This window comes from Bacillus cereus group sp. RP37 (assembly GCF_040459695.1).
In the GTDB taxonomy this organism is placed as follows: domain Bacteria; phylum Bacillota; class Bacilli; order Bacillales; family Bacillaceae_G; genus Bacillus_A.
In genome coordinates, this window is sequence record NZ_JARVHP010000002.1 from 451,260 (window position 1) to 471,172 (window position 19,913).

Here is a 19,913-nt window from a genome sequence, read left to right on the forward strand (position 1 = left end):
AAATGACATTTTGTTAGTCCTACTACGCTAATCATGTATAGATAACTATATAAAAAGATATTAGAATATTATTGTGATTCTTATATAGTCCATATACGACTTTTTCTTTGTTCATGGGGCTCTTACGTAGTAGTAAGAGCCCTTTTTTATATAAATAGTTTCTTAATGTATTCATTCGAATATACCGTTGTAAAATTATTAGTTAAGTGCTAAAATTCCTTATATACTCCTTAGGGAGTTAGCATGTAATTAACAAGAGTTTAAAAATTCTCGAATCTTAGCCCCTTAGAGCGCCCTCTAAGGGGCTGCAACAATTAAAATAATGTTTTTATTTATGAGACATTCATGTGTTATCTTCAATACGTTTTATTCTTTTTTTATGTCGTGTGAGAGATATATACCAATCCTAGAAGCCCTAGCCCCCTTATCCTAGTTCTTCTCCATTTCAATAATAGTTTTATACATTTTTATTCTTTTCAAAAACTATATATTAGTTATACTTAATATTCAAATTATGTTATAATATTTTGTGAAACATCACGTGTTTCAAATACAACATTTTTTGATGGCCTCTTATCTTTCCGTAAGAGGTCCTTTTTTCAAATAAAGCTTTTGTTTAATGTATATTATAAAAATTTATTTTCATAAGAGCTTCCCTTATATGCTATACTCATTCATAAATAATTGTATAAGGAATGTTAAAAATGAATGATAGATCGTCAAGACAATGGAAAATGCGACAAAAGTTAAGAGAACTGAAAACCAAAAACAGAAATGATACAAACCCTCTGTTTAATGAATGCCTTGAATCCCTAGGAAACGAAACGCTCATTTTCTCTCAGAAAAAAAGCCAACAGATTGCTACTACTTTAATAGATTTATTTCCTATAACGGTCTCTGGAAGAATTGATTGGGAACAGATAGACAATCAATTCATAGCTTTGAACAAAAAACAACTAATTTCTCTTATTAGACCAAACCAACTTGATTTTGATGAACAGATTTTTATAATATGGGATAATTTTAAAATCCCTGTAGTAAGTACAAATCTTGATAAAGTATTCCAATCACTAGTTGACGTAGAGGCAGTCAGTTTTTATTACTGGCTATTAGATAAAGAATATAGATTCGTAATTGAAATAAACGATGAAGAATTGATTAGGGTTGGGTTTCGCTAATACCCTAAGCATATTTCCTTAGTCTACAGTTCTACAAAATTCAAATTTTGTTTTAATCAAATACTTCAATCAGTTGTAAAAGTTACGTAAAGATTGTTATAGTTCAATCTTCCTACTCCAGGAACCTGTCTATTAGGCGGGGTATTCTATTCGATTCCTGAATTTACGACATGCAAGAGCTTGTCCTATTAATAACATAATCCCTTATGGATTCTTTGGATTATCAACCTTTTTCATAATTCTGTAACATCCTTATATAATGTTTAGATGAATCATGTGTTAAACTTATAATATTCCAAAAATTACTTTACTTTTAGAATCGACAATTCTTCAATACCCTTAGTCTTGCCCTGTATCCCCTGCAGGGTTTTTATCATTTGGCCGCCAGGGGGATTTAATTCTTATCTGCGCTGTTATGTATCTCTCTAGCTCTCAAATCCTTTATGATCCACAGGATTTTCTTTCGTTTGTATTCATCTCGCCGTCGTTTTCTAATAATGTTACAAATTATTTTTGAGACTGTATTTTGTTACAGCTAGTTAAACCATTAGGATATTTCATATTTTCAAATATAAAACGTAACAAAAACGTGCGTTTATGTTACAAATATCAACGAAAAATAAAGTTTAGTAACATTTGTATTGCTATAACCTAGTTTTAAACGTATCTCGGCGAAAAAAACAACAGAAATTTTATAAATTTATAACAAAAAGAGTCCTGATTGATACGGACTCTTTTTTGAGTTTTTACAAAAGTAAACTTTTAAACACATAATTACATTTCTATTATTTATTTTACCACCTGAACAGATTCTGGTTTCCACCCCTGATTCTCTACCCAATCAATATTAACCTTATATTTTTTATTACTTTGCTTATCTCGTACATTACCGTAGGCTTTATTATTACCATTATTCCCAATAAAATCGAAAATCAATTGGCTCTCTGGAACATCAACAGCATAAGAAATTGCTTTTTTCATCTCACTCCAATCTACTGTTCCTTCTTTAAATTTCATTTCAGGTTTTGCTCCTTGCTCTGTACCAATTGGCTTCCAAGAAGAATTAGTTTGAGAACCCTTTTCATGAGATGCCGTTTTTTCTGCCTCTTTATTTTCATTTTCGTTCGTTTTTACCGATTTTTCTGCTTTTAGTTTCCCTTCTAACTGTGCTGCTTCTGTATCTTCATTTTTCGTTTCTTCTATCTTTGTTGCTTCTTTATCTTCACTTTTCTTCTCTTCTATCTTTGTTGCTTCTGTATCTTCATTTTTCTTTTCTTCTATCTTTGATGTTTCTTTATCTTCATTTTTCTTCTCTTCTATCTTTGTTGCTTTCTTTTCTTGAGCAATTGCTTTCTTTGATGCATCTGATGGGGTAAACAACTGGTATGTCACTATACCAACTGTCACTAATACCAAAGTAAATGCAATATTAAAAATCGCCTTTTGACGACGATTCTGTTGTTTTTCTTGAAACCTGCTTACTTGTCCCATTCTTTAAACCTCCGTGTTTATTTTCTCCTCTACTCTTTATGTATTATCCCTATAATTCTTAATATTTTTATTAAATAATAGAAATGAACTACACTTTCCATACAGGATTTCATATCATAATAAAATTTGTTTTTTTCAAGCATCTGACATATGTTATTCAAAATAGTTTAATACATTAAAAATTGATAAGCTTCGGCACTTAAGAAACCTTCAATTTTATTCAAAGGTGATTCCAATTACGTCCATATTAGATCTTCTGTAGAAAGCTTTTTAACAATTAAGCCTCTTCTTCCCTTATTTATAATTTTCAAATTAAATTTCCCTCTATGGTATAATAATGACGTTTCGTTTTCTAATGGGGTATGTCGTAAAATCAAAAGGGATTTTATCTCTTTTACCTTCTTTTCAGAGTAACTTTCACCACTAGGAAATTCTATTATTCCTAATGTAATCTTTAATTCGCTATCATCACAAAGCCACTCCTTATTAAGTTCCCTTATCTTTTGTATAAAGCTTCTTTTGGTTTTTCCTATATAGAGCAATGTTATATTCTTAGCATCTACTCTAGAAATAGTAAATATCCCCTTCTTAGAAGCTTCTTCTCTATTACAAAAATCATTTATACTATACAATCCATACCATTTAATATGTACTGTTTCTATGAATCTCACCTCATTTTTAGACAATATTATAATTTCTGAATGTTCAAATTATTATGGGTACATAGTCTTGATTGCTTGAATTATAAATTGTGCTTTTCAATAATACATTTTATTATTACGAATTTCAATATATAGTTTAATTACAAATCTATATAAAAAACAAAGTGATATCGTACCTAATGTTTTATTTTTCACGATATTAAACTATCGTGAAAAAAGATAGAGCCTTATGGAATAAAATATAATGTGTATGTACGTACATTTCTTTTAAAAGAAATTTTGTAGTTTGCAACTGAATTACAAAAAATATAGATTTTTGGAAACTAAATTGTTAAAAAGGACTACATAATTTAGTAGCCCTTTTTAAGTCCAGAAATCTGTATGATTGATGTTTTTACCTGTTAACCTCCGTAATGCATTAATAAGCTTTTTTGGATTTTTAAATGAACAAAAAATATATCTTACAAATAATGTAACAACTATTTAAGTACAGCCTCTGTTTTAGGACCCCTGATTGGTATTTTTGTTAGTGGTATTATTATATTTATATTTTAAGATATAAACCCCACATTAAATGGGATTGTAGCAGGAGCAATGGGAGGATTAATGGCATAATGAATGGTATTATGATATCTCAATCCGAATTGTATATCATTGTAATACTATTAATGATATTGTTTACAGCCACTTTTGTTACCATGAGTCAATGAATTCGTAGTCAACCTGTAAGAATCTACTTCCTTATTTTTAGGTGTCTTCACTACTATCATTCTCTTGTTAATCGTATTTCTCAATTGCCACTTTGCATTAGCTTGATACAATTATATTAGATGGGGTCCAATACATATTATTAAAATTAAGATGGTTCAAGTCGGAGGAAGGCACCTTAGGGTGTCTTTTCAATGAAAAACATCTACAAAAAAAACGGTCTAAATCTAGACCATTTTTATCTTATAATTACTTAAATTCAAATGTAATTCCGTTATATTTTTTCTCAATCTGCATCATCTGCTATCAGCCAAATTAATTATTCCTTATGACCTTTAGCCAGTAACCATTTCAAGTTCTTTTAAACTATTACATATGTTTGTACCATGCTTTGTTAATTCGTTTAAACTCCATAGGTTTTGAAGTTTTAGACTTTTCCCTTAGTGAACTCAAATTATTAGAACATCCTACAATATTTAGACAGAATGTAGCCAATAAACAAAATATTATTAAATTCTTCAAATAGCCACTTCTAACTCTCTTTCGTATAAAATAAACGCCTTCGAAATTATTCATATGAAAATCAAAAGAAACTTTAAATCAAAATAATTTTATATTAGATTAGATGGTAGAAAATATTCTTATACTCATAAATTGTTACATTTGAGCCTGCCAGTGGTACAAAAAGACGCTATCATCTATTAAATAAAATGTAACTTTGTGTAAAGGTCAATACAATCCTCTATTTTTTCAATTGATAGCCTGCACCATTTTTTGCCATACTCCTATTTTACAACTTTATAACTCTTCTCTCTATTGATTAATTCGTTAGAGAATGCAAAAGACATCTAATGCACCTCATAAACTATTCCCTCTTCATCTCCTAAAATATTTCATTCTAGTAAAAATATGTTTTTCAGCTTTAATTGTTCCGTTAATTTTTTCCGCTTCGATAAAATGACTATTTAACTTCTGTAGCAAACAACCTACGTAATGAATTCATTCAATAAAGGATATGCCAATACAAACAGTATATTAATAAGTTTCCCTACAATAACTGAACTACTTAGTTTTTTCTTCTGTCTTTTTATTTACCTTAAAGTAATCCATTCATAGCTTGCCCACTCTTTTGGTTTCTTATCGTACTTGATTCGACCAGTCGTACAGAATGAAGCAATCGTCCATTGTATAAGGTTCATCCTTGCATACGGATCAATACAATCCTCTATTTTTTTCAATTGATAGCCTGTACTATTTTTCTGCCAAATTGTATATAATCGAAAATGTGTTGTTGTAACAAGTCTAGCTTTTGTTGTAACTTGCCACTTTGAAATCTTTGTTAAATCTTCTTTTACTTTACTTTCATACTCTTGTTTTACTACTTTATACCCCCTCTCCTTATTGATTAATCCATTTGAGAATGCAAATGGCGTTTGATGCACCTCATAGACTTTTCCTTCTTCATCTCCTAAAATATTTGATTCTACTAGAAATATATTTTTTAGTTTTAATTGTTCCGTTAATTCTGTTCCGTTCCGATAAAACGGCTTTTTAATCTTCTGCAGTAAGATAACCTGCACGATTAATCCAATCAATAAAGGATATGCTAATACAAACAAAATGTTAATAAACATGTTTAAAATAAGAACTCCTAGAAGTGCAAATATTGTAAAGTAAATATATTTTTCTCTTTGATGAATGATTCTACTGTTCAAGCCAAGATACCTCCGTTGTGATATACAGTAAACGCAACATAAACTAGTGCTCCTAATAAAATAGAACAAGCCCCTGGAAAGCTCTGTATCAGCTGTATTTCTTTCTTAGGTAGTTTTGCGCCAAACATAGAAGCAGCATGCTCTAATTGGTCTTTAATTGCTCCTATAAATCCTAAAACATTAATTAACCGATACACACTGGCAATCCAAAAGAATAGTAAATGGAAAGCTGTTAGTGTAATTGCGGTAAACACAGCCGATTCTTCTACTACATTGCTAATGTATAAAGCTACTACCACAAGCATTTTCGTATCACCAGGTGAAGAAAATTTAAATGTCTCCAACAATAAACCACATGCTAATGCCATGGCTAGTACAATCACAATCTCTTTCCCTGTTCTTATTCCAGTAAAATACGTGATTCCTATTCCAAAAATTAAGAATAGTAGATGCCACAAATTCTTTGTTTTTCTATATTTCAAATCAGTAAATACATTTAGGAACATATAACTTAGTAGTAATCCTATAATATACAAAGACACTTTCTTCTCTCCTTTTCTGAATCCGCATATATTTGTTTTTTAAAAAAGGGAACTACTTTAGAGTAGCCCCCCCTGTTTACTATTCAATTTATATTTAGTTCCAAGAATCTACGTCTGCATTTTTCGATGCTTTTGTGAATCGTGCTAAAATTGTTTCATAACCACCTTGAATTGCTTTCCATACAAATGGACCAATTACTAATACGATAATTACAGCCTAGGCGATTAACATACCGTTTTCTGAGGATAACTGTGAATCTTCCTTCTTTAACCAATTTTTCATTTTTGCTAACATGATTAGAACTCCTTTATCTATGTATTTGAGCTGTACGTAATAAAAATTATTCATCTAAAACTTCTATTACTTGTTCCAAGAATTCACATCTGCATTGCTTGATGCTTTTGTAAATCTAGCAAGAATTGTGTCATATCCGCCTTGAATTGCTTTCCATACAAACGGGCCAATCACTAATACAATAATTACCGCCAAGGCGATTAACATACCGTTTTCTGAGGATAGTTGTGAATCTTCATTTTTTAACCAATTCTTCATTTTTGTTAACATGTGTATTGCTCCTCTTCTTATTCAATTTAGGGTACTAGCTTCTTATATACTTGCAAATCCTTGCATTAAGGATTGAATAACAATAACCATTGGATAAATCACAATACAGGCGATAACGGCAACATTAAATTTATTCATTTCCATTGGCTTATTTTGAATGAGACGGTTATAGTTCTCATGTTTTAATTCACGCATCATTTTAATCTGCGCGTCCATAATACGAAGACTCTGTACCTTATCCGTTTTTTGCGCTTGTTGCAATGCAATCGTAAAGGTATTTACTTCTGGACTATTTAAGGCTGCTGCAAAGTTTCTAAATGGTTGATCCGAACCCGCATACATTTCTAATTCCGCAGTAAGTGTAGATACATACGGTCGTAGATGTCTCCCAGCATATATCTGCGCCTTTTTTACTGCTTCTAATGTTGTATGTGTTTTTAACAGCTGCAGCATTGGAATTAGATACTCTGGTAATTCGAACTTCCTTGCTTCTATCGCCTGCTTGATTCTTTTCTTTAATAGATAATCAGGGTAGAAATAAAGCAGTGGTGAAATCAAAACGCCTACTTTAAATAAGTAGTAATCATGAAACACCGTACATATCAAGAAAACGGAGGTGAAAATGACGGGATACGCAACTTTCATTTTCAAATATTCTTCTGGTTTCGTATCCAAACCAGCTTCTTCTAATTTTTTCTGGATTTGCTCTTTCTTTTCTTCTGTCAGATACTTATGTGATAACGACTGGAAGGGAGCAAGCATCATTTGATTTAAATTCTTTTTTTCAATTCGTTTTGCATTTTCTACATAGTTTGTAAGTAGGCTACCGCTATCTTTTTTACTTTGTAGAAAGGTAGAGAATACCCAGTACATGACAACGAATACCACTACAGCTAAAATCGCAGCCACTTTATTCCCCTCTTTCTGTTGGATTATAATTTGCAATTTTTTCTACACGGGTTGCTAAGAAAAAGACAATGAACATATTTACCGCTAATGCAATTTTCCCCATCATAGAACCTGCTAAAAATCCATATGCTTCTTTTGACATCAACATAATCACAATTGGCATGGCAATGACGATTAAGCAGTTCTGTACAAAGGCACGTTGTGCTTGTGACAAACTCGAACGCAATCTTGCCAGGTATAGCTTTTGTTTTTCAAAATCTTCTGCAATATCTAGTAAGACTTGCACTGAATTTGCTCCGCCTTCTCGGCTACACACTTCCAACATTTCATGGAAAAATACCAATTCTCTAAAGTTAAAGGTTTCATTGAATCCTCTAAATGCACGGTGCATTGTGGTTCCACCTTCTAATAAAAGTGAAACTTTTTCTATTTCTTCTTGAATGCTTTCATGCATCATTGGTTTTACTTGTAGTAACACGCGTTTGGCGTTATTACTAATTTGAAGTGCATTTGCTACTGCCTTCATATAAATAGAAAGACGGTCTATGACAACCAAGTAGTAACGTTTTTTTCTTCGATAAAGTAGGAATCTCGGAACTAAAAATCCACATAAAACGGAAATCAGTGTAAAATGATCTCTTCCAAAAGAAAAATATAATACCGCTGCAATACTCATTCCGGAAAGAATCGTATATACCCAGTACATGATTTTCGTCAATTTCCATTCGTACTTTTGGGCTTCTTGGATAACGGATTGTGGTAGATACACTCGTATCCCCTTAATATTCCTTAGTTCCATGCGCCTTTCTTCTTTCTCATTTTCTTGTACAAATTGAGAAAGAGCAGAACCTTTAGATTTTGCAAAAAGTAAAACGAGAAATACTATACTAATAAAAATTAAAAATATACATCCATAGGCGAACAACCTATGCATACTGCACCTCCTGTTGTGAAAGGAATGGCGCATAAAGAGCTGGATTTACAGTAGAAGAACGGAATTTCTTCTCCATTTCGGCTGACATTTTTGCTGTAACGATATGAGCTCCATGAATCTTTCCTACTCTCTCATTCATTTCATCGTATTCCTCACCTGAAGGAATAAATTGAGAAAGCTGATTGAACTGTATGTCACCTTGATAATCCAATAATTCAATCATCTCTGTAATATAGCGATTCCCATCATCTTTCTTTTCTAAAAAGACAATCAAATCAAATGTTTGAGAAATTAATTCATATAAATACTGTGCATCGATATTCGCACCACTTTGCAGACACATGAGCATTAAGCGTCTAACTGCTTCTTTTGCACTTCTTGCATGGACAGAGGTAAAGCCAGGATGTCCTGTTTGGAAGAAGTTAATCATTTTCAATGCTTCTTTGCCCCTCGATTCCCCTACGATTAATCGTTTTGGTCCTTGACGTAAAGCATTTGTTAACAGCCTATCAAAATCGATCGCATTCTCTTCTACTTCGGATACCCTACACTGCATCGGCACAAAATGATGTTCTGGAAAAATGCGATGCAAATATAATTCAGGGTTATCTTCTACTACAAGAGTACGTTCTTTTTTCTCTCCTTTCGGAATGTGAGAGGCAAGATATTTCATAAACTCTGATTTCCCTGTCCCTGTTGCTCCAGCAACTAAAATATTCATTTTTGCTTTCACAGCTACGGCCAAAAAGTTTAACATCTCTTTCGATGCTTGATTTGTAGATAACATACGCTCTTCAGAGGCACGAAGATGATCTGCATTCTTACGAATCGTTATCGTTGTTCCGAGTCCCCCTAGTTCATCTAGTGCTATATTGATACGTATATACGGAAATACGCAGTCCACATATGGCTTTGCTGTATTTAATGACTCTGACGTACTGTTTACCATCTTATAGGCTAAAGCCTTTACCTCTTCTTCTGTCTCAAATCGGTAAGGATATGTACATTCTCCCTCTCCAATTTTTTCGTAAATAATTTCTTTTGTTCCATTGATATAAATATCGGTTACACCCTTATCTTCTTTTAAAGGTTCTATAATCCCAAATCCTACAATATCGTCACATACCATATTTAGTAATTGTTCAGAAGGTACCTCTGAAATGACGACCTGATTACTTAATAGAAAGCTTTTAATGATTTGTTCTACAGCTGCTCTCTTCTCTTTATTCATAAAGGATTCGCTTAAAATATCACGGTGGTCTTTTACTAAAAATGCACGAATTTCATCCGTTATATCTTTAATTTGTTGCGCTGTAGTTGTTCCTAATTTTCGAGCTGACTTGGAACGAATCATGTAACCAAAATGATATAAATCCACTCGATTTCGCTTTAAGGCGATTTGCTTTTCCTGTAAATAGCCCCACATGCTCCTGTCCCCCCTTTTTAATTTCGTATACTAAAGAAACCCTTTTTTATGGAGGAGTGCTGGGATGGAATACCAAGTCTAGCTGCTTCCATAATTTGATGGACCTTTGTATTAATTTGCGGGGAACCAAATTGCATCCCCCATTCGTAACTCGTACGATCTCTGTCATACGGAATGGTTACTGCTATTTTTTGAGAAGAAAGCTTTTCAATATCTTCTACATAATTCTCATCTGCCATATTTAGCACATGAATCATTCGAGGTAATGTTAGCTTCGCATCTTCTATTAGTTGTAATTCTCGCTTAATTGCTATCGCACCACGAGGATTTCCATTTAGCACATGAACAACAAGGTCTGATTGGTATAGGATTGGATAACTCAACACCTCTGATAATTCAGTCGGCACCGATAGAATGATATAATCGTATTCTGTGTCTACAAGTGATTCTATTAATGTCGTTACAAACAGTTCTTTGTTTTGAATCTCAGGGAATTGAGCTAGGTTATAACCTGATGGAAATACAAGAAAATCCATCTTATCGTGTAATTTTTGCATCAACCTTGGATTCACTTTTTTCTCTAGTAAATCTTGCTTGGTACAAATATACTGCAAGAGGTTGTAATCATTTTCTTTTCTTACAAGCTCTAATATATTTTTACTATCGTGGCTAAGACCAGTTCCAACTGCAAAGCTTGGTCTTACTTGGTCTGCTTCTACATAAAGCACCTTTTTCCCTAAATGAGCTAACTCATTTGCCATTGCAATACTTAACGTACTTTTTCCAACGTTTTCGTTTGTGGCATAAAAGGAAATGATTCTTACTTGCCGCTCCATCTTAATAACCCCTTTCTTACTTAGATTCATTCAGATACTGTGCTACATACTCTTTTACATTTTTAGAAATTGGATTAGTCGAATGTTTCTCTACATAGTCTAAAATGTTTTTTTGATCAGATATTTGTGAGAATCCTTCAGCTGGTTCTAATTCTTTCCCTGTTTGTTCCACCTTTTGTCCGACTGCAACAGGAATCACATCTCCAAGTGTTTTTGCACGATTTAAGTATTGAAGTTGTTCAGGTGAGACAGCCAGTGTGTATAATCGTGTTACTTTTGGCTTCTGTTTTCCTTCTTGTTCCTCTTTTGATTCTTTCTTTTCTAGCACAAATGCATCTTCTGTATTGCTATCTTTTGCAGCCGTCACACGTACACGTTGGAACAGACCACCAAAGACAACCTTCTCATTGTCTCCTTCTTTCACAACTTGTTTGAAATACAAGTCCACATACGTGTTCGGGATAATACTATTCCCTGAACTTGTTTCCAAATCAACGAGTAACAGGAATGCAACTTCTCCATCTTTTAAATTTAAAATGGCAGAGTCCGGTAACTCCTCTTTCTTTACTACTTTGTTTTTAAAAAGATAGCTGTTTTCAACAATGGGTTGCCCATCATTTGTCCATTTTCCTACAACCTCTTTTTTGCTTACACGTAATGCATTTGGTGGAATGGCATCACCAGGCAATGTACGTTCCACTAGCATGTCTTCTTTAATCTCTGTATGTGCAGGTATATCCTTTGCGGCTACAACGATTTTTGTTGGTTTTACAGCATTTTCTACTGCGAAATGATTGTATCCATAGATACCCGCTACTGTTGCAGCGGCTAGACCTACCGCAACAATCTGCTTCTTTTGAAACTTAGATGGCTTCAATGTTTGTATTCCTCCTTATGTAGCCTTTAAACGCAAAAAAAAGACACACCTATGGCATAATGCGCCTTAGGTGTGTCCTTTTAGCTAATCTAAAGTCTATATGAAAATGTTGGATTTGATTTCTTTAATATTACAATTTTAATATTATGATATATAGAGTTTTATGTCAATCATTTCTAAAAAAATATTATTTTTACCATTTCAAATTTCTGATTTCAAAACTCAAAAACCCTTAAAAACACTGTCATATCAAGGTTTTTAAGCTATTAACCCATCCATAAATATGGTATAATTAATATAACGTAACTGAATATTTCAGGGTGGTTGGTTGCTATCCTTTCTCTTTCATTTTATGGAGAAAGGAGGTGATCGCATGGAAATACTTTTCATAATAGTAATTTTAAAAGTAATTGCTAGAGAAGTCGCTGTATTTGGTTCTGTTGCAAAGTTTCTTAAACCTAGTTACAATCTAGAAAAAAGACAATTCGAATAGAAAGTATGGAGCAGCAGTTTGTAAAAAAACAATTGGGGAATACTCCAATTGTTTTTTTACTCATCCAATTCATTTGGTTGTATCTTGTTATACCATTTATTTATTTTCCCTTTATAGTACTTCCCTACTTCATATTCAGGAATCCATATTTCATGCTCGTGAATTTTTGCTAGTACTTGTTCTAAAACATCCTCATGTTCTGCTGGTTTTAGCCTTCAATTATAAGATTTCGCCTTAGATATATATGCTTCTCTCAGCCAATTTGAAATAATTTCACGTTTTTTTGCTTCAGATGAGACCATTTTTTATTTGTTTGTATTAGTTGACCAGCGGAGAAATTTTCGGACATACATCCCTTATCTCTTAGGTTTCACATCACATGTGAGATGCGTAGGGTTTGCAAAGAAATGCATGTTTTATCAAGAAGGTGCAAAAAATCTCGATAGATAAATTAAGGTTATGCTAATTTTGAAATAGCATATGATAACAATATATTTAAAGATAATACATCCTCAATATTTTATTGAAAATAACAACAGGAGGAATACAAAGAAAAAACGGTGATATTACATCTCTATTATATAGATCAGAATTTATCCCGAAAAAAGGTTCAGATAAAATTGAAGGCACTTAATTCCTTCCATATAGCATCCATATCTAAAATCTCAAAATTCGTTTCTTTAGGTATTTTATCAGCAATAACACACATATGATAATTTAATTCCTTGAAAAATAAACTTTCAAATTCTTTACCATCTGTTTTTGTTCTGATTATTTGTCCATACTGTAAATTCTTAGGACAAATGAGTTTATTTCTCATGTCTATAATTCGTCCACCATTTCTTTTTGTAAATGCCTCTTTATAACATAATGCATTCCAGTAATACTCTTTTTTTTCACTTTTCTCTAATTCATGTAAATAACTCTGTTCTTCTTCGCTAAAAAAAAATGGGACAAAACCTTCATTTATTTTTCTTTCATATAAAACGTCGATTCCTAATTCTTGTTTAGCTATCCCTAATACAACAATATTCTTACTATGAGATAGATTAAAATACACTGGAGCGCTTTTCAAATAAGGTTTCCCGTATTCACCATAATATATTTTAATATTCGAAATATCAATTCCTATCCTCAGCAAAGTGTAACGAAGTAATAAATCTCCTGCAAAAATAGTTTGTTTTCTATGCTTACTCAAACTTGAAAAATACCTGTTCCTATTTTCTACTATACAAGTATCTAACAAACTATAATGTTTTTCATGTATTAAACCCATATCTAATAAAAATATTTGCATAGTTATTTATTTTGTCTTTTGAAAATCATAATAGATACCACAGTAAATACAACCATCGTAATAATAATCATCCATAAACTGTATGCTGTACTAACAAGCTTGTCGTTCAATTCATATACTATGCCATAATGTGTTTTATATTCTAGTATTTGTTCTGGTGTCGCCTGTTTAAATACAGTCTGAATTGAATCTTTCATGAATATTTCCCGTAAGAGAACTGCCGTATGGCTGATGGGAAAATACATAATAATATTTTGAACAAAGTTAGGCACGCCACCAATAGGAACATATACACCACATAAAAAACCAATAGCTGTTCCAACAACTGTACTTAATGTCGAGAAAGCATTTTGAGTATTAATAAAAAGGACTAAAAATAGGTTAATTGAACTAGACAAGGCAACTGACAGAATGATAATACCTATAACTTTCAACATTTCCATACCACTCAGTACTTCACTGCCTGTTAGGACAAGAAATATTTCACAGCCAACGAGGGCAAGTAACGAAAAAAACAATCCGATTACAAATGAATTAACAACATAACTTAACTGTATTGTAGCTCTCGATAGTGGAGCTGTTAAAAAATCAAATGCTTTTTTACTTTCTTTATCTTTGACCATAATACCAAACGCACCTAACGTTGTCGTCACAGCCGTAATAGATAATAGTCCTGCGACCATCCACTCATTCACCATTGCTTTAGAAGCTGTTGTTAGGTCGACAACTTTTTTAATTGCGTCAATTTGGGTTTGTTGCAAAAATACTGCATACAATAAAATCACAATAAACACTGACAATAGTGAGAGAAGTAATAACGTTCGATCACGACGATATATTTTATTATTTCTGCTAATCAAATAGAATAAAGATTTCACTGTATGACGCTCCCTTTTCCCTCAATAATATTGATAAAGACGTCATCCATACTACCTTTAATAACCTCAAAAGATTCTACTTGCCCCTCTAATTCCTTTAAAATATCATAGGCATTTAAGGTGCTCGATACGCGAATAGTATAAATTGAATTTCTCAACGTATAGGGTATATTTTTTTCTTTTAACCATGTTTTATAATCAAATGTATCATTAAATATTAAATGCAAACTATCAAAAGTATACATATCCTTTAATTGACTAGGTGTACCTTCCGCAACTAAACGCCCTTCTTTAATGACTACGACATTATCAGCAACGGCGGCTTCTTCCATATAATGTGTCGTTAAAAAAATCGTCATATTCGTTTCTTCTTGTAACCTCTTAATTGCATCCCAAACAAATAACCTTGTTTGCGGATCCAAACCCGTTGTTGGTTCATCTAAAAACAAAATATTAGGTTTATGAATAATAGCTCTTGCTATATCAGCTCGCCGTCTTTGTCCACCAGATAAAGCACCATACCTTTTTTCTTTAATATCACTTAAATTTAAATACTCTGAAATGAAATCGTAGTTTTCTTGGAGTTGTATTTTACTCAAATTATAATATTCACCACGATTAATAATATTTTCATAAACAGTCAGGCGTTCATCTAGTAAACTTTCTTGAAATACAACACCAATTTTTTTTCGGATATGATTGTTTCCTTTACCAAGTTGATAGTTATCAATCATGACATCACCTGAAGTTTTTTGGAGCAAAGTGCATAAAATATCTATTGTTGTTGATTTTCCAGCTCCATTTGTCCCCAGAAAAGCAAATAATTCACCTTTTTTTACAGAAAATGATATTCCTTTTACAGCTTCAAATTCACCATATTTTTTTTGTAAATTACTTACTTTAATAATGGTTTGTTCTATTGACATTAGTTCCACCTCAATATGATAATTATTAAACTAAATTGATAAACCACCATCAACTGTGATAATTTCTCCGGTTATGTATCCTGAACTGCTTTCTGCAAGAAAATAGGTTAATTCACTCACATCACTTGGACTACCAAATTGCTGTAACGGAATCATTTTTAACAGGGTACTTCCCTCTAAATCACGTGTCATGTCTGAGTGAATAAAACCTGGGCATATAGCATTAACCCGCACTTTATATCGTCCCAACTCTTTTGCCAAAGTTTTTGTTAACCCATTGATTCCTGCTTTAGATGCACTGTAATTCACCTGCCCTTCAATAGCTTTAATACCAGAAACAGAAGAAACGTTAACAATGCTACCATAACCTTGATTGATCATGTATTTAGACACAAATTTACAACAATTAAACGTGCCATTTAAATTAGTATCAATGACTTCCTTCCAAGATTTTTGATTCATGAATGTTATTGTTTTATCCTTATTAATTCCAGCATTATTTACTAAACAATCAATTCGTTCATTGGTTAAATAAATCTCATTTATAAACTCTTTTACTTGATGATAATCTCTAATATCAACTCGGACCGCAGTAATTCCAGGATATTTCTTTTTAATCATGTTAGCTTTTTCTTCATTACTTAAGTAAGTAAAATAAACGTTATAATCATTTTCGTAAAACTTTTCAATTATTGATTGTCCTAGGTCTCCGGTACCACCTGTTATAATTACTGTTTTTTTCATAATGAAACCTCTTTAGATTTTGAATTTATTTTTAAAATACTGTCGGTACCAATTTCATTCGTTTCAACAATTAATGTTTTTTCTTTTAACTCTAGTGCAGTAATTAATTTCAAAAAACCACTTAATGAATTCGAAGTTCCTATACTTTCTGCAGTATTTATTATATTAATATCGTGAGACACCATGCTATTTCTTAAGTAAGCAGAAATTAGTTCATCATTATTGTTAGATGATCCATAAATTAGATTATTAAATTGCTCATTTTTCATCTCCTCTTCTAATTTTAAAATTATTTTCTCTCTATTCTCTTCATAATGTTGAAAACTATAAATCTTTTCAATCGAAGCATAACTATCTTCGTTCTTTTCAATAATTACCGTAACAGCTCCCGTAATAGTTTTTACATTATGTATGTTATTCCCTAAATGATAAATTGAATTTTCTTCATTTCCTTCAACAGCTGTAACAATTGCAACATCAATTACATTATTATTTATATATTCCGTAGCCATCTTTAATGCATCAATTCCAGATAGATTCCCAGAAATCACTGTAGAATTTACTCCTGTTATTCCATAGACAATGGAGGCCCATCCTGAAATATTATTCAATACCGTGCTAGAAAATTTTAACGGACTAACAAAATCTGCTGTCGTTTCATATACATCAGACATAAAATGAAGAGCTCCATCAGTAGGATTTAATGTACTTCCTACAAAGACCCCAATTCTTTCTGGACGATGCTGATTGTATTTCACACCAGCATCATTTATTGCATCACTAATTGAAGCAATGGCTAAATTTGTGGCTTTTGTTAGAGAACGAAGTCCTTTATATTTAATATATTTTTTTATATCAAAATCTTCAGGCTCGCTGACACCATTTATTTTCATGCCGCTCTTTATACTATCAGCATTGACTTTCAAAGGAAGAACCTTACCTACACCAATAATATTCATGTTGATATTCATCCTTTCATCTCATCAGTTTTCACTAAATTTTTTAAAAATCACGGTAGAGTTTGCCCCACCAAATGCAGATGAATTATTCATGGCATACTCAATATGAAAATTCCGTGCCGTATTCGGTATACAATCAATATCGCAATTTTCATCCTCTATTTCAAAATTTATTGTTGGAGGAGCAGTATTTTCGTTCACAGCGTTACAACATACAATTGCTTCTAGTAGACTTGCAGCCCCCATAGAATGACCTATCATTGACTTTATTGAACTCATAGGTACTTTCCTCTTAAATAATGTATTTACTGCAAAAGATTCAGCTTTATCATTTGCTTGAGTTCCTGTACCATGCGCACTAATGTAATCTATATCTTCTAGCTCAATATTTGCTTTTTGCACCGCATTCTCCATAGATTGTATGATTCCAGCGGATTCGGGGTGTGGTGCGGTAATATGATTTGCATCACAAGAAACTCCATAGCCAACTATCTCTGCTAAGATATTAGCACCCCTTTCTTGAGCATGGTTCAATTCTTCTAGAACTAAACATCCTGCCCCTTCAGCAACGAGCATACCATCTCTATTTTTAGAAAATGGTTTGCATTTACTCGAAGCAATAGCTTTCAATCTATTAAAACCATAATACGCTATAGTCGAAAAAGGATCCTCTCCTGCTGTAAAGCAAATAGTTTGTTCCCCACTCCTTATTTTTTCATATCCTTGAATAATTGCATAGTTCCCAGCAGAACAAGCGTTAGCAATTAACATGGTCTCTCCTTGCAATGAGAATTCTCTACAAGCATTTGCTAATAACCCATGTAAAAAAGATTGATCTAGAAGGTGCTGTGGGCTAGAATTTCCTATGTAACGATTGTAATCTGTCATCTCAATGGCAATTTCTCCCATAGTTGTTCCAACAAATAAATCTGCTTTCTCATAAGTATGACGATTTAAATTCGCGTTATTTATAGCATCATACATACTGGCTATTAATAGATTCGAACCTCTTCCTATTGATTTATAATCATTTACCTTAGTAAATTTAGAAGGATTAAAATTATGAATTTGCCCTCCATATTTAGGGGCTAGTAACTGTAGCCCCTCTTTTTTAATTAAGGAGATTCCTGACAATCCTTTTATACAAGATTCCCAAAATTCTTTAGAATTCATCCCTATTGAAGTGATTGCTCCGGTCCCTGTGACAACTACTCTTTTCAAATTATTCATCTCCCAAAAGTGTAAACGTTAATTCCCCATATGCACATTTTATATCATTTACTTTTACTGTAGCCTCCACTATAGCGGCATTGCTTATTTTCTTTACTACACTTACACTTATCATCAGCTGATCTCCAGGTACAATGATTTTCTTAAATTTTATATTTGTATGATAAAGAAGAGGAATATTGTTTCTGGTTTCTACTGATGGACCTTCTAGCTGTGCAAACAACAGAATAGCTGATTGTGCCATCGCTTCAGTTACGTACACGCCCGGAAAAATTTTCTTATTAGGAAAATGCCCCTGGAAGCACGGTTCATTCCCACTAACATTTTTAATACATATCATTTTAGAGCCATCGAACTCAAATACCTTATCTACCATAAGAAATGGATATCGTTGTGGCAATATATCTAACACATACTCATGCGTCAAAAAATTCATAATACCCCTTCCTTACTATTCTCTTCAATTACAGAAATAATGTTATTTAATGATGTAAATTTCTGTAGTTCCTCTTCAGGTATCTTAATTTGAAACTCTTTTTCAATACCAGCTAAAATCTCTAAAGCCATCATCGAATCTGCATCTAGCTCTTCTACTAAATCTGTGTCATCCTTTATATCTTCAATTTCAACCTCAAGAACTTCTGCAATCATTTGAATCAATTTTTCTTTTTGTATTTTGTCCATTAAAAATCATCCTTTCATCGTCTATATTTGGATATCCACTACCCTTTGATTCACTTTCATGACATCTAATTTCATAGGACATTGGTAGGATTTACCTCTATATAGTTTATAATCACCTACCTGTGAAAATCCTATTCTCTCATACATCTTTTTTGCCGTACTTCTGCTTTGTAAAAGAAGATGTGTGATTTTCTCAGTAATAATAACATCCTTCGCTTTGTTAAATAAAAGTTCTAAAACTTTCCCCTTCAGAGATACAGTTTTTGTATAGGGAGTATCTAATACTACCAGCCTTAAAACCTCTGCATATTTTTCACCTTTTTTCGGCATTAAATTATGAGTTTTCTCAACTTCTAATAGCTCATTACCCCTTTTCACGACTAAAGAAAAAAAACCAACTAATATATCCCCTTCATAACACCCTAAATGGTAAGCATATTCATCATACGCATCTTTTACTAAACCATTTTCATAATTTTCAGCAGGTATAGTTTTTTCCTTCTCAACAAACGTTTTATACCTAATTGAATAAAGTTCATTTTTTTCTTTTTCTGATTCTAAAATTTTAACCTTTAGCATTACATTCACCTCCTCATAAAGATAAAAATAAGCATATATTCATATTATCACCAAAATAGGTTGTAATTTGAAATTAAGTAAAATACAACCTAAAAGTAATTCTATCATTTATTTCCTTATATTACAATATATACATTTTTGGTAATTATAATTAACATCATGAATTTTCACAAAAATTCATGATGTAACCTTCGAAAACATTAAGGTTCTTTTTTACCTTTTCACCCTTTTATTTAACACTTCTCATTTTGCAGGACAATTGTTTATGGGCATAAAATTG

General features: G+C 32.3%; 20 protein-coding genes and 2 pseudogenes. 1 reads left to right on the forward strand and 21 read right to left on the reverse strand.

The window, feature by feature from the left end:
- The first annotated feature begins 704 nt into the window (after window positions 1–704).
- Window positions 705–1,178 (forward strand): CDI toxin immunity protein, encoded by a 474-nt coding sequence (locus QCI44_RS30325; RefSeq protein WP_016135682.1) that lies wholly within the window; start codon window positions 705–707, stop codon window positions 1,176–1,178.
- 789 nt (window positions 1,179–1,967) lie between these two features.
- Here QCI44_RS30325 and QCI44_RS30330 read toward each other — a convergent pair.
- The 21 genes and pseudogenes from QCI44_RS30330 to QCI44_RS30430 all read right to left on the reverse strand — a co-directional run bounded on the left by QCI44_RS30330 (window position 1,968) and on the right by QCI44_RS30430 (window position 19,633).
- A complete protein-coding gene (locus tag QCI44_RS30330; protein ID WP_016135683.1) occupies window positions 1,968–2,669 on the reverse strand; it encodes a YrrS family protein in 702 nt (233 codons plus the stop codon).
- A gap of 236 nt (window positions 2,670–2,905) precedes the next feature.
- A complete protein-coding gene (locus tag QCI44_RS30335; RefSeq protein ID WP_033659945.1) occupies window positions 2,906–3,340 on the reverse strand; it encodes a hypothetical protein in 435 nt (144 codons plus the stop codon).
- A gap of 1,790 nt (window positions 3,341–5,130) precedes the next feature.
- Complete coding sequence (locus tag QCI44_RS30340) at window positions 5,131–5,754, reverse strand: hypothetical protein (protein ID WP_016135684.1); 624 nt, start codon at window positions 5,752–5,754, stop codon at window positions 5,131–5,133.
- Window positions 5,751–6,296, reverse strand: a complete 546-nt coding sequence (locus QCI44_RS30345) for a hypothetical protein (protein ID WP_016135685.1) — start codon at window positions 6,294–6,296, stop codon at window positions 5,751–5,753. The genes QCI44_RS30340 and QCI44_RS30345 overlap by 4 nt, the downstream gene beginning before the upstream one ends.
- A gap of 94 nt (window positions 6,297–6,390) precedes the next feature.
- Window positions 6,391–6,591, reverse strand: a pseudogene (locus tag QCI44_RS30350) (hypothetical protein).
- Window positions 6,592–6,657: 66 nt separating this feature from the next.
- Window positions 6,658–6,861 carry a hypothetical protein gene (locus QCI44_RS30355; protein ID WP_000956353.1) on the reverse strand — a complete coding sequence of 68 codons (204 nt, stop codon included), beginning with the start codon at window positions 6,859–6,861 and terminating at the stop codon, window positions 6,658–6,660.
- 42 nt (window positions 6,862–6,903) lie between these two features.
- On the reverse strand, window positions 6,904–7,770 hold the full coding sequence (locus QCI44_RS30360) for a hypothetical protein (protein WP_016135686.1): 867 nt from the start codon (window positions 7,768–7,770) through the stop codon (window positions 6,904–6,906).
- Between the two features lies 1 nt (window position 7,771).
- Complete coding sequence (locus QCI44_RS30365) at window positions 7,772–8,704, reverse strand: type II secretion system F family protein (protein WP_016135687.1); 933 nt, start codon at window positions 8,702–8,704, stop codon at window positions 7,772–7,774.
- The gene (locus QCI44_RS30370) at window positions 8,697–10,130 is read right to left on the reverse strand and encodes a TadA family conjugal transfer-associated ATPase (RefSeq protein WP_016135688.1); all 1,434 of its coding nucleotides are present in this window, start codon (window positions 10,128–10,130) and stop codon (window positions 8,697–8,699) included. The genes QCI44_RS30365 and QCI44_RS30370 overlap by 8 nt, the downstream gene beginning before the upstream one ends.
- 17 nt (window positions 10,131–10,147) lie before the next feature.
- Entirely contained in the window at window positions 10,148–10,966 is an 819-nt protein-coding gene (locus tag QCI44_RS30375; RefSeq protein WP_016135689.1) for a CpaE/TadZ family protein, read from the reverse strand.
- A gap of 16 nt (window positions 10,967–10,982) precedes the next feature.
- Complete coding sequence (cpaB, locus tag QCI44_RS30380) at window positions 10,983–11,843, reverse strand: Flp pilus assembly protein CpaB (protein WP_016135690.1); 861 nt, start codon at window positions 11,841–11,843, stop codon at window positions 10,983–10,985.
- Between the two features lie 549 nt (window positions 11,844–12,392).
- Window positions 12,393–12,685, reverse strand: a pseudogene (locus QCI44_RS30385) (transposase).
- A gap of 261 nt (window positions 12,686–12,946) precedes the next feature.
- Complete coding sequence (locus QCI44_RS30390; RefSeq protein ID WP_033659931.1) at window positions 12,947–13,534, reverse strand: 4'-phosphopantetheinyl transferase family protein; 588 nt, start codon at window positions 13,532–13,534, stop codon at window positions 12,947–12,949.
- 101 nt (window positions 13,535–13,635) lie between these two features.
- On the reverse strand, window positions 13,636–14,511 hold the full coding sequence (locus QCI44_RS30395; protein ID WP_016135692.1) for an ABC transporter permease: 876 nt from the start codon (window positions 14,509–14,511) through the stop codon (window positions 13,636–13,638).
- Window positions 14,508–15,437: an ABC transporter ATP-binding protein gene (locus tag QCI44_RS30400; protein ID WP_016135693.1), complete on the reverse strand. Its 930-nt coding sequence runs from the start codon at window positions 15,435–15,437 to the stop codon at window positions 14,508–14,510. Before QCI44_RS30400 ends, QCI44_RS30395 begins: the two co-directional genes overlap by 4 nt.
- A gap of 30 nt (window positions 15,438–15,467) precedes the next feature.
- Entirely contained in the window at window positions 15,468–16,181 is a 714-nt protein-coding gene (gene fabG / locus QCI44_RS30405) for a 3-oxoacyl-ACP reductase FabG (RefSeq protein ID WP_016135694.1), read from the reverse strand.
- Window positions 16,178–17,140, reverse strand: coding sequence for a beta-ketoacyl synthase N-terminal-like domain-containing protein (locus tag QCI44_RS30410; RefSeq protein WP_016135695.1), 963 nt, complete (start codon window positions 17,138–17,140; stop codon window positions 16,178–16,180). The genes fabG and QCI44_RS30410 overlap by 4 nt, the downstream gene beginning before the upstream one ends.
- 24 nt (window positions 17,141–17,164) lie before the next feature.
- Entirely contained in the window at window positions 17,165–18,370 is a 1,206-nt protein-coding gene (locus QCI44_RS30415; RefSeq protein WP_229188543.1) for a beta-ketoacyl-[acyl-carrier-protein] synthase family protein, read from the reverse strand.
- Window positions 18,363–18,806, reverse strand: coding sequence for a 3-hydroxyacyl-ACP dehydratase FabZ (gene fabZ / locus QCI44_RS30420; RefSeq protein WP_016135697.1), 444 nt, complete (start codon window positions 18,804–18,806; stop codon window positions 18,363–18,365). Before fabZ ends, QCI44_RS30415 begins: the two co-directional genes overlap by 8 nt.
- A complete protein-coding gene (locus tag QCI44_RS30425) occupies window positions 18,803–19,054 on the reverse strand; it encodes an acyl carrier protein (protein WP_016135698.1) in 252 nt (83 codons plus the stop codon). The genes fabZ and QCI44_RS30425 overlap by 4 nt, the downstream gene beginning before the upstream one ends.
- Before the next feature lie 21 nt (window positions 19,055–19,075).
- Complete coding sequence (locus QCI44_RS30430; RefSeq protein ID WP_016135700.1) at window positions 19,076–19,633, reverse strand: GNAT family N-acetyltransferase; 558 nt, start codon at window positions 19,631–19,633, stop codon at window positions 19,076–19,078.
- Between the last annotated feature and the right edge of the window lie 280 nt (window positions 19,634–19,913).

Excerpts from the sequence above, each read along its gene's own strand:
- QCI44_RS30325 (WP_016135682.1), top strand. The coding sequence starts at position 705 with ATGAATGATAGATCGTCAAGACAATGGAAAATGCGACAAAAGTTAAGA.
- QCI44_RS30370 (WP_016135688.1), bottom strand. The coding sequence starts at position 10,130 with ATGTGGGGCTATTTACAGGAAAAGCAAATCGCCTTAAAGCGAAATCGA.
- QCI44_RS30355 (WP_000956353.1), bottom strand. The coding sequence starts at position 6,861 with ATGTTAACAAAAATGAAGAATTGGTTAAAAAATGAAGATTCACAACTA.
- QCI44_RS30375 (WP_016135689.1), bottom strand. The coding sequence starts at position 10,966 with ATGGAGCGGCAAGTAAGAATCATTTCCTTTTATGCCACAAACGAAAAC.
- fabZ (WP_016135697.1), bottom strand. The coding sequence starts at position 18,806 with ATGAATTTTTTGACGCATGAGTATGTGTTAGATATATTGCCACAACGA.
- QCI44_RS30330 (WP_016135683.1), bottom strand. The coding sequence starts at position 2,669 with ATGGGACAAGTAAGCAGGTTTCAAGAAAAACAACAGAATCGTCGTCAA.
- QCI44_RS30365 (WP_016135687.1), bottom strand. The coding sequence starts at position 8,704 with ATGCATAGGTTGTTCGCCTATGGATGTATATTTTTAATTTTTATTAGT.
- QCI44_RS30410 (WP_016135695.1), bottom strand. The coding sequence starts at position 17,140 with ATGAATATTATTGGTGTAGGTAAGGTTCTTCCTTTGAAAGTCAATGCT.
- QCI44_RS30430 (WP_016135700.1), bottom strand. The coding sequence starts at position 19,633 with ATGCTAAAGGTTAAAATTTTAGAATCAGAAAAAGAAAAAAATGAACTT.
- fabG (WP_016135694.1), bottom strand. The coding sequence starts at position 16,181 with ATGAAAAAAACAGTAATTATAACAGGTGGTACCGGAGACCTAGGACAA.
- QCI44_RS30415 (WP_229188543.1), bottom strand. The coding sequence starts at position 18,370 with ATGAATAATTTGAAAAGAGTAGTTGTCACAGGGACCGGAGCAATCACT.
- QCI44_RS30425 (WP_016135698.1), bottom strand. The coding sequence starts at position 19,054 with ATGGACAAAATACAAAAAGAAAAATTGATTCAAATGATTGCAGAAGTT.
- QCI44_RS30400 (WP_016135693.1), bottom strand. The coding sequence starts at position 15,437 with ATGTCAATAGAACAAACCATTATTAAAGTAAGTAATTTACAAAAAAAA.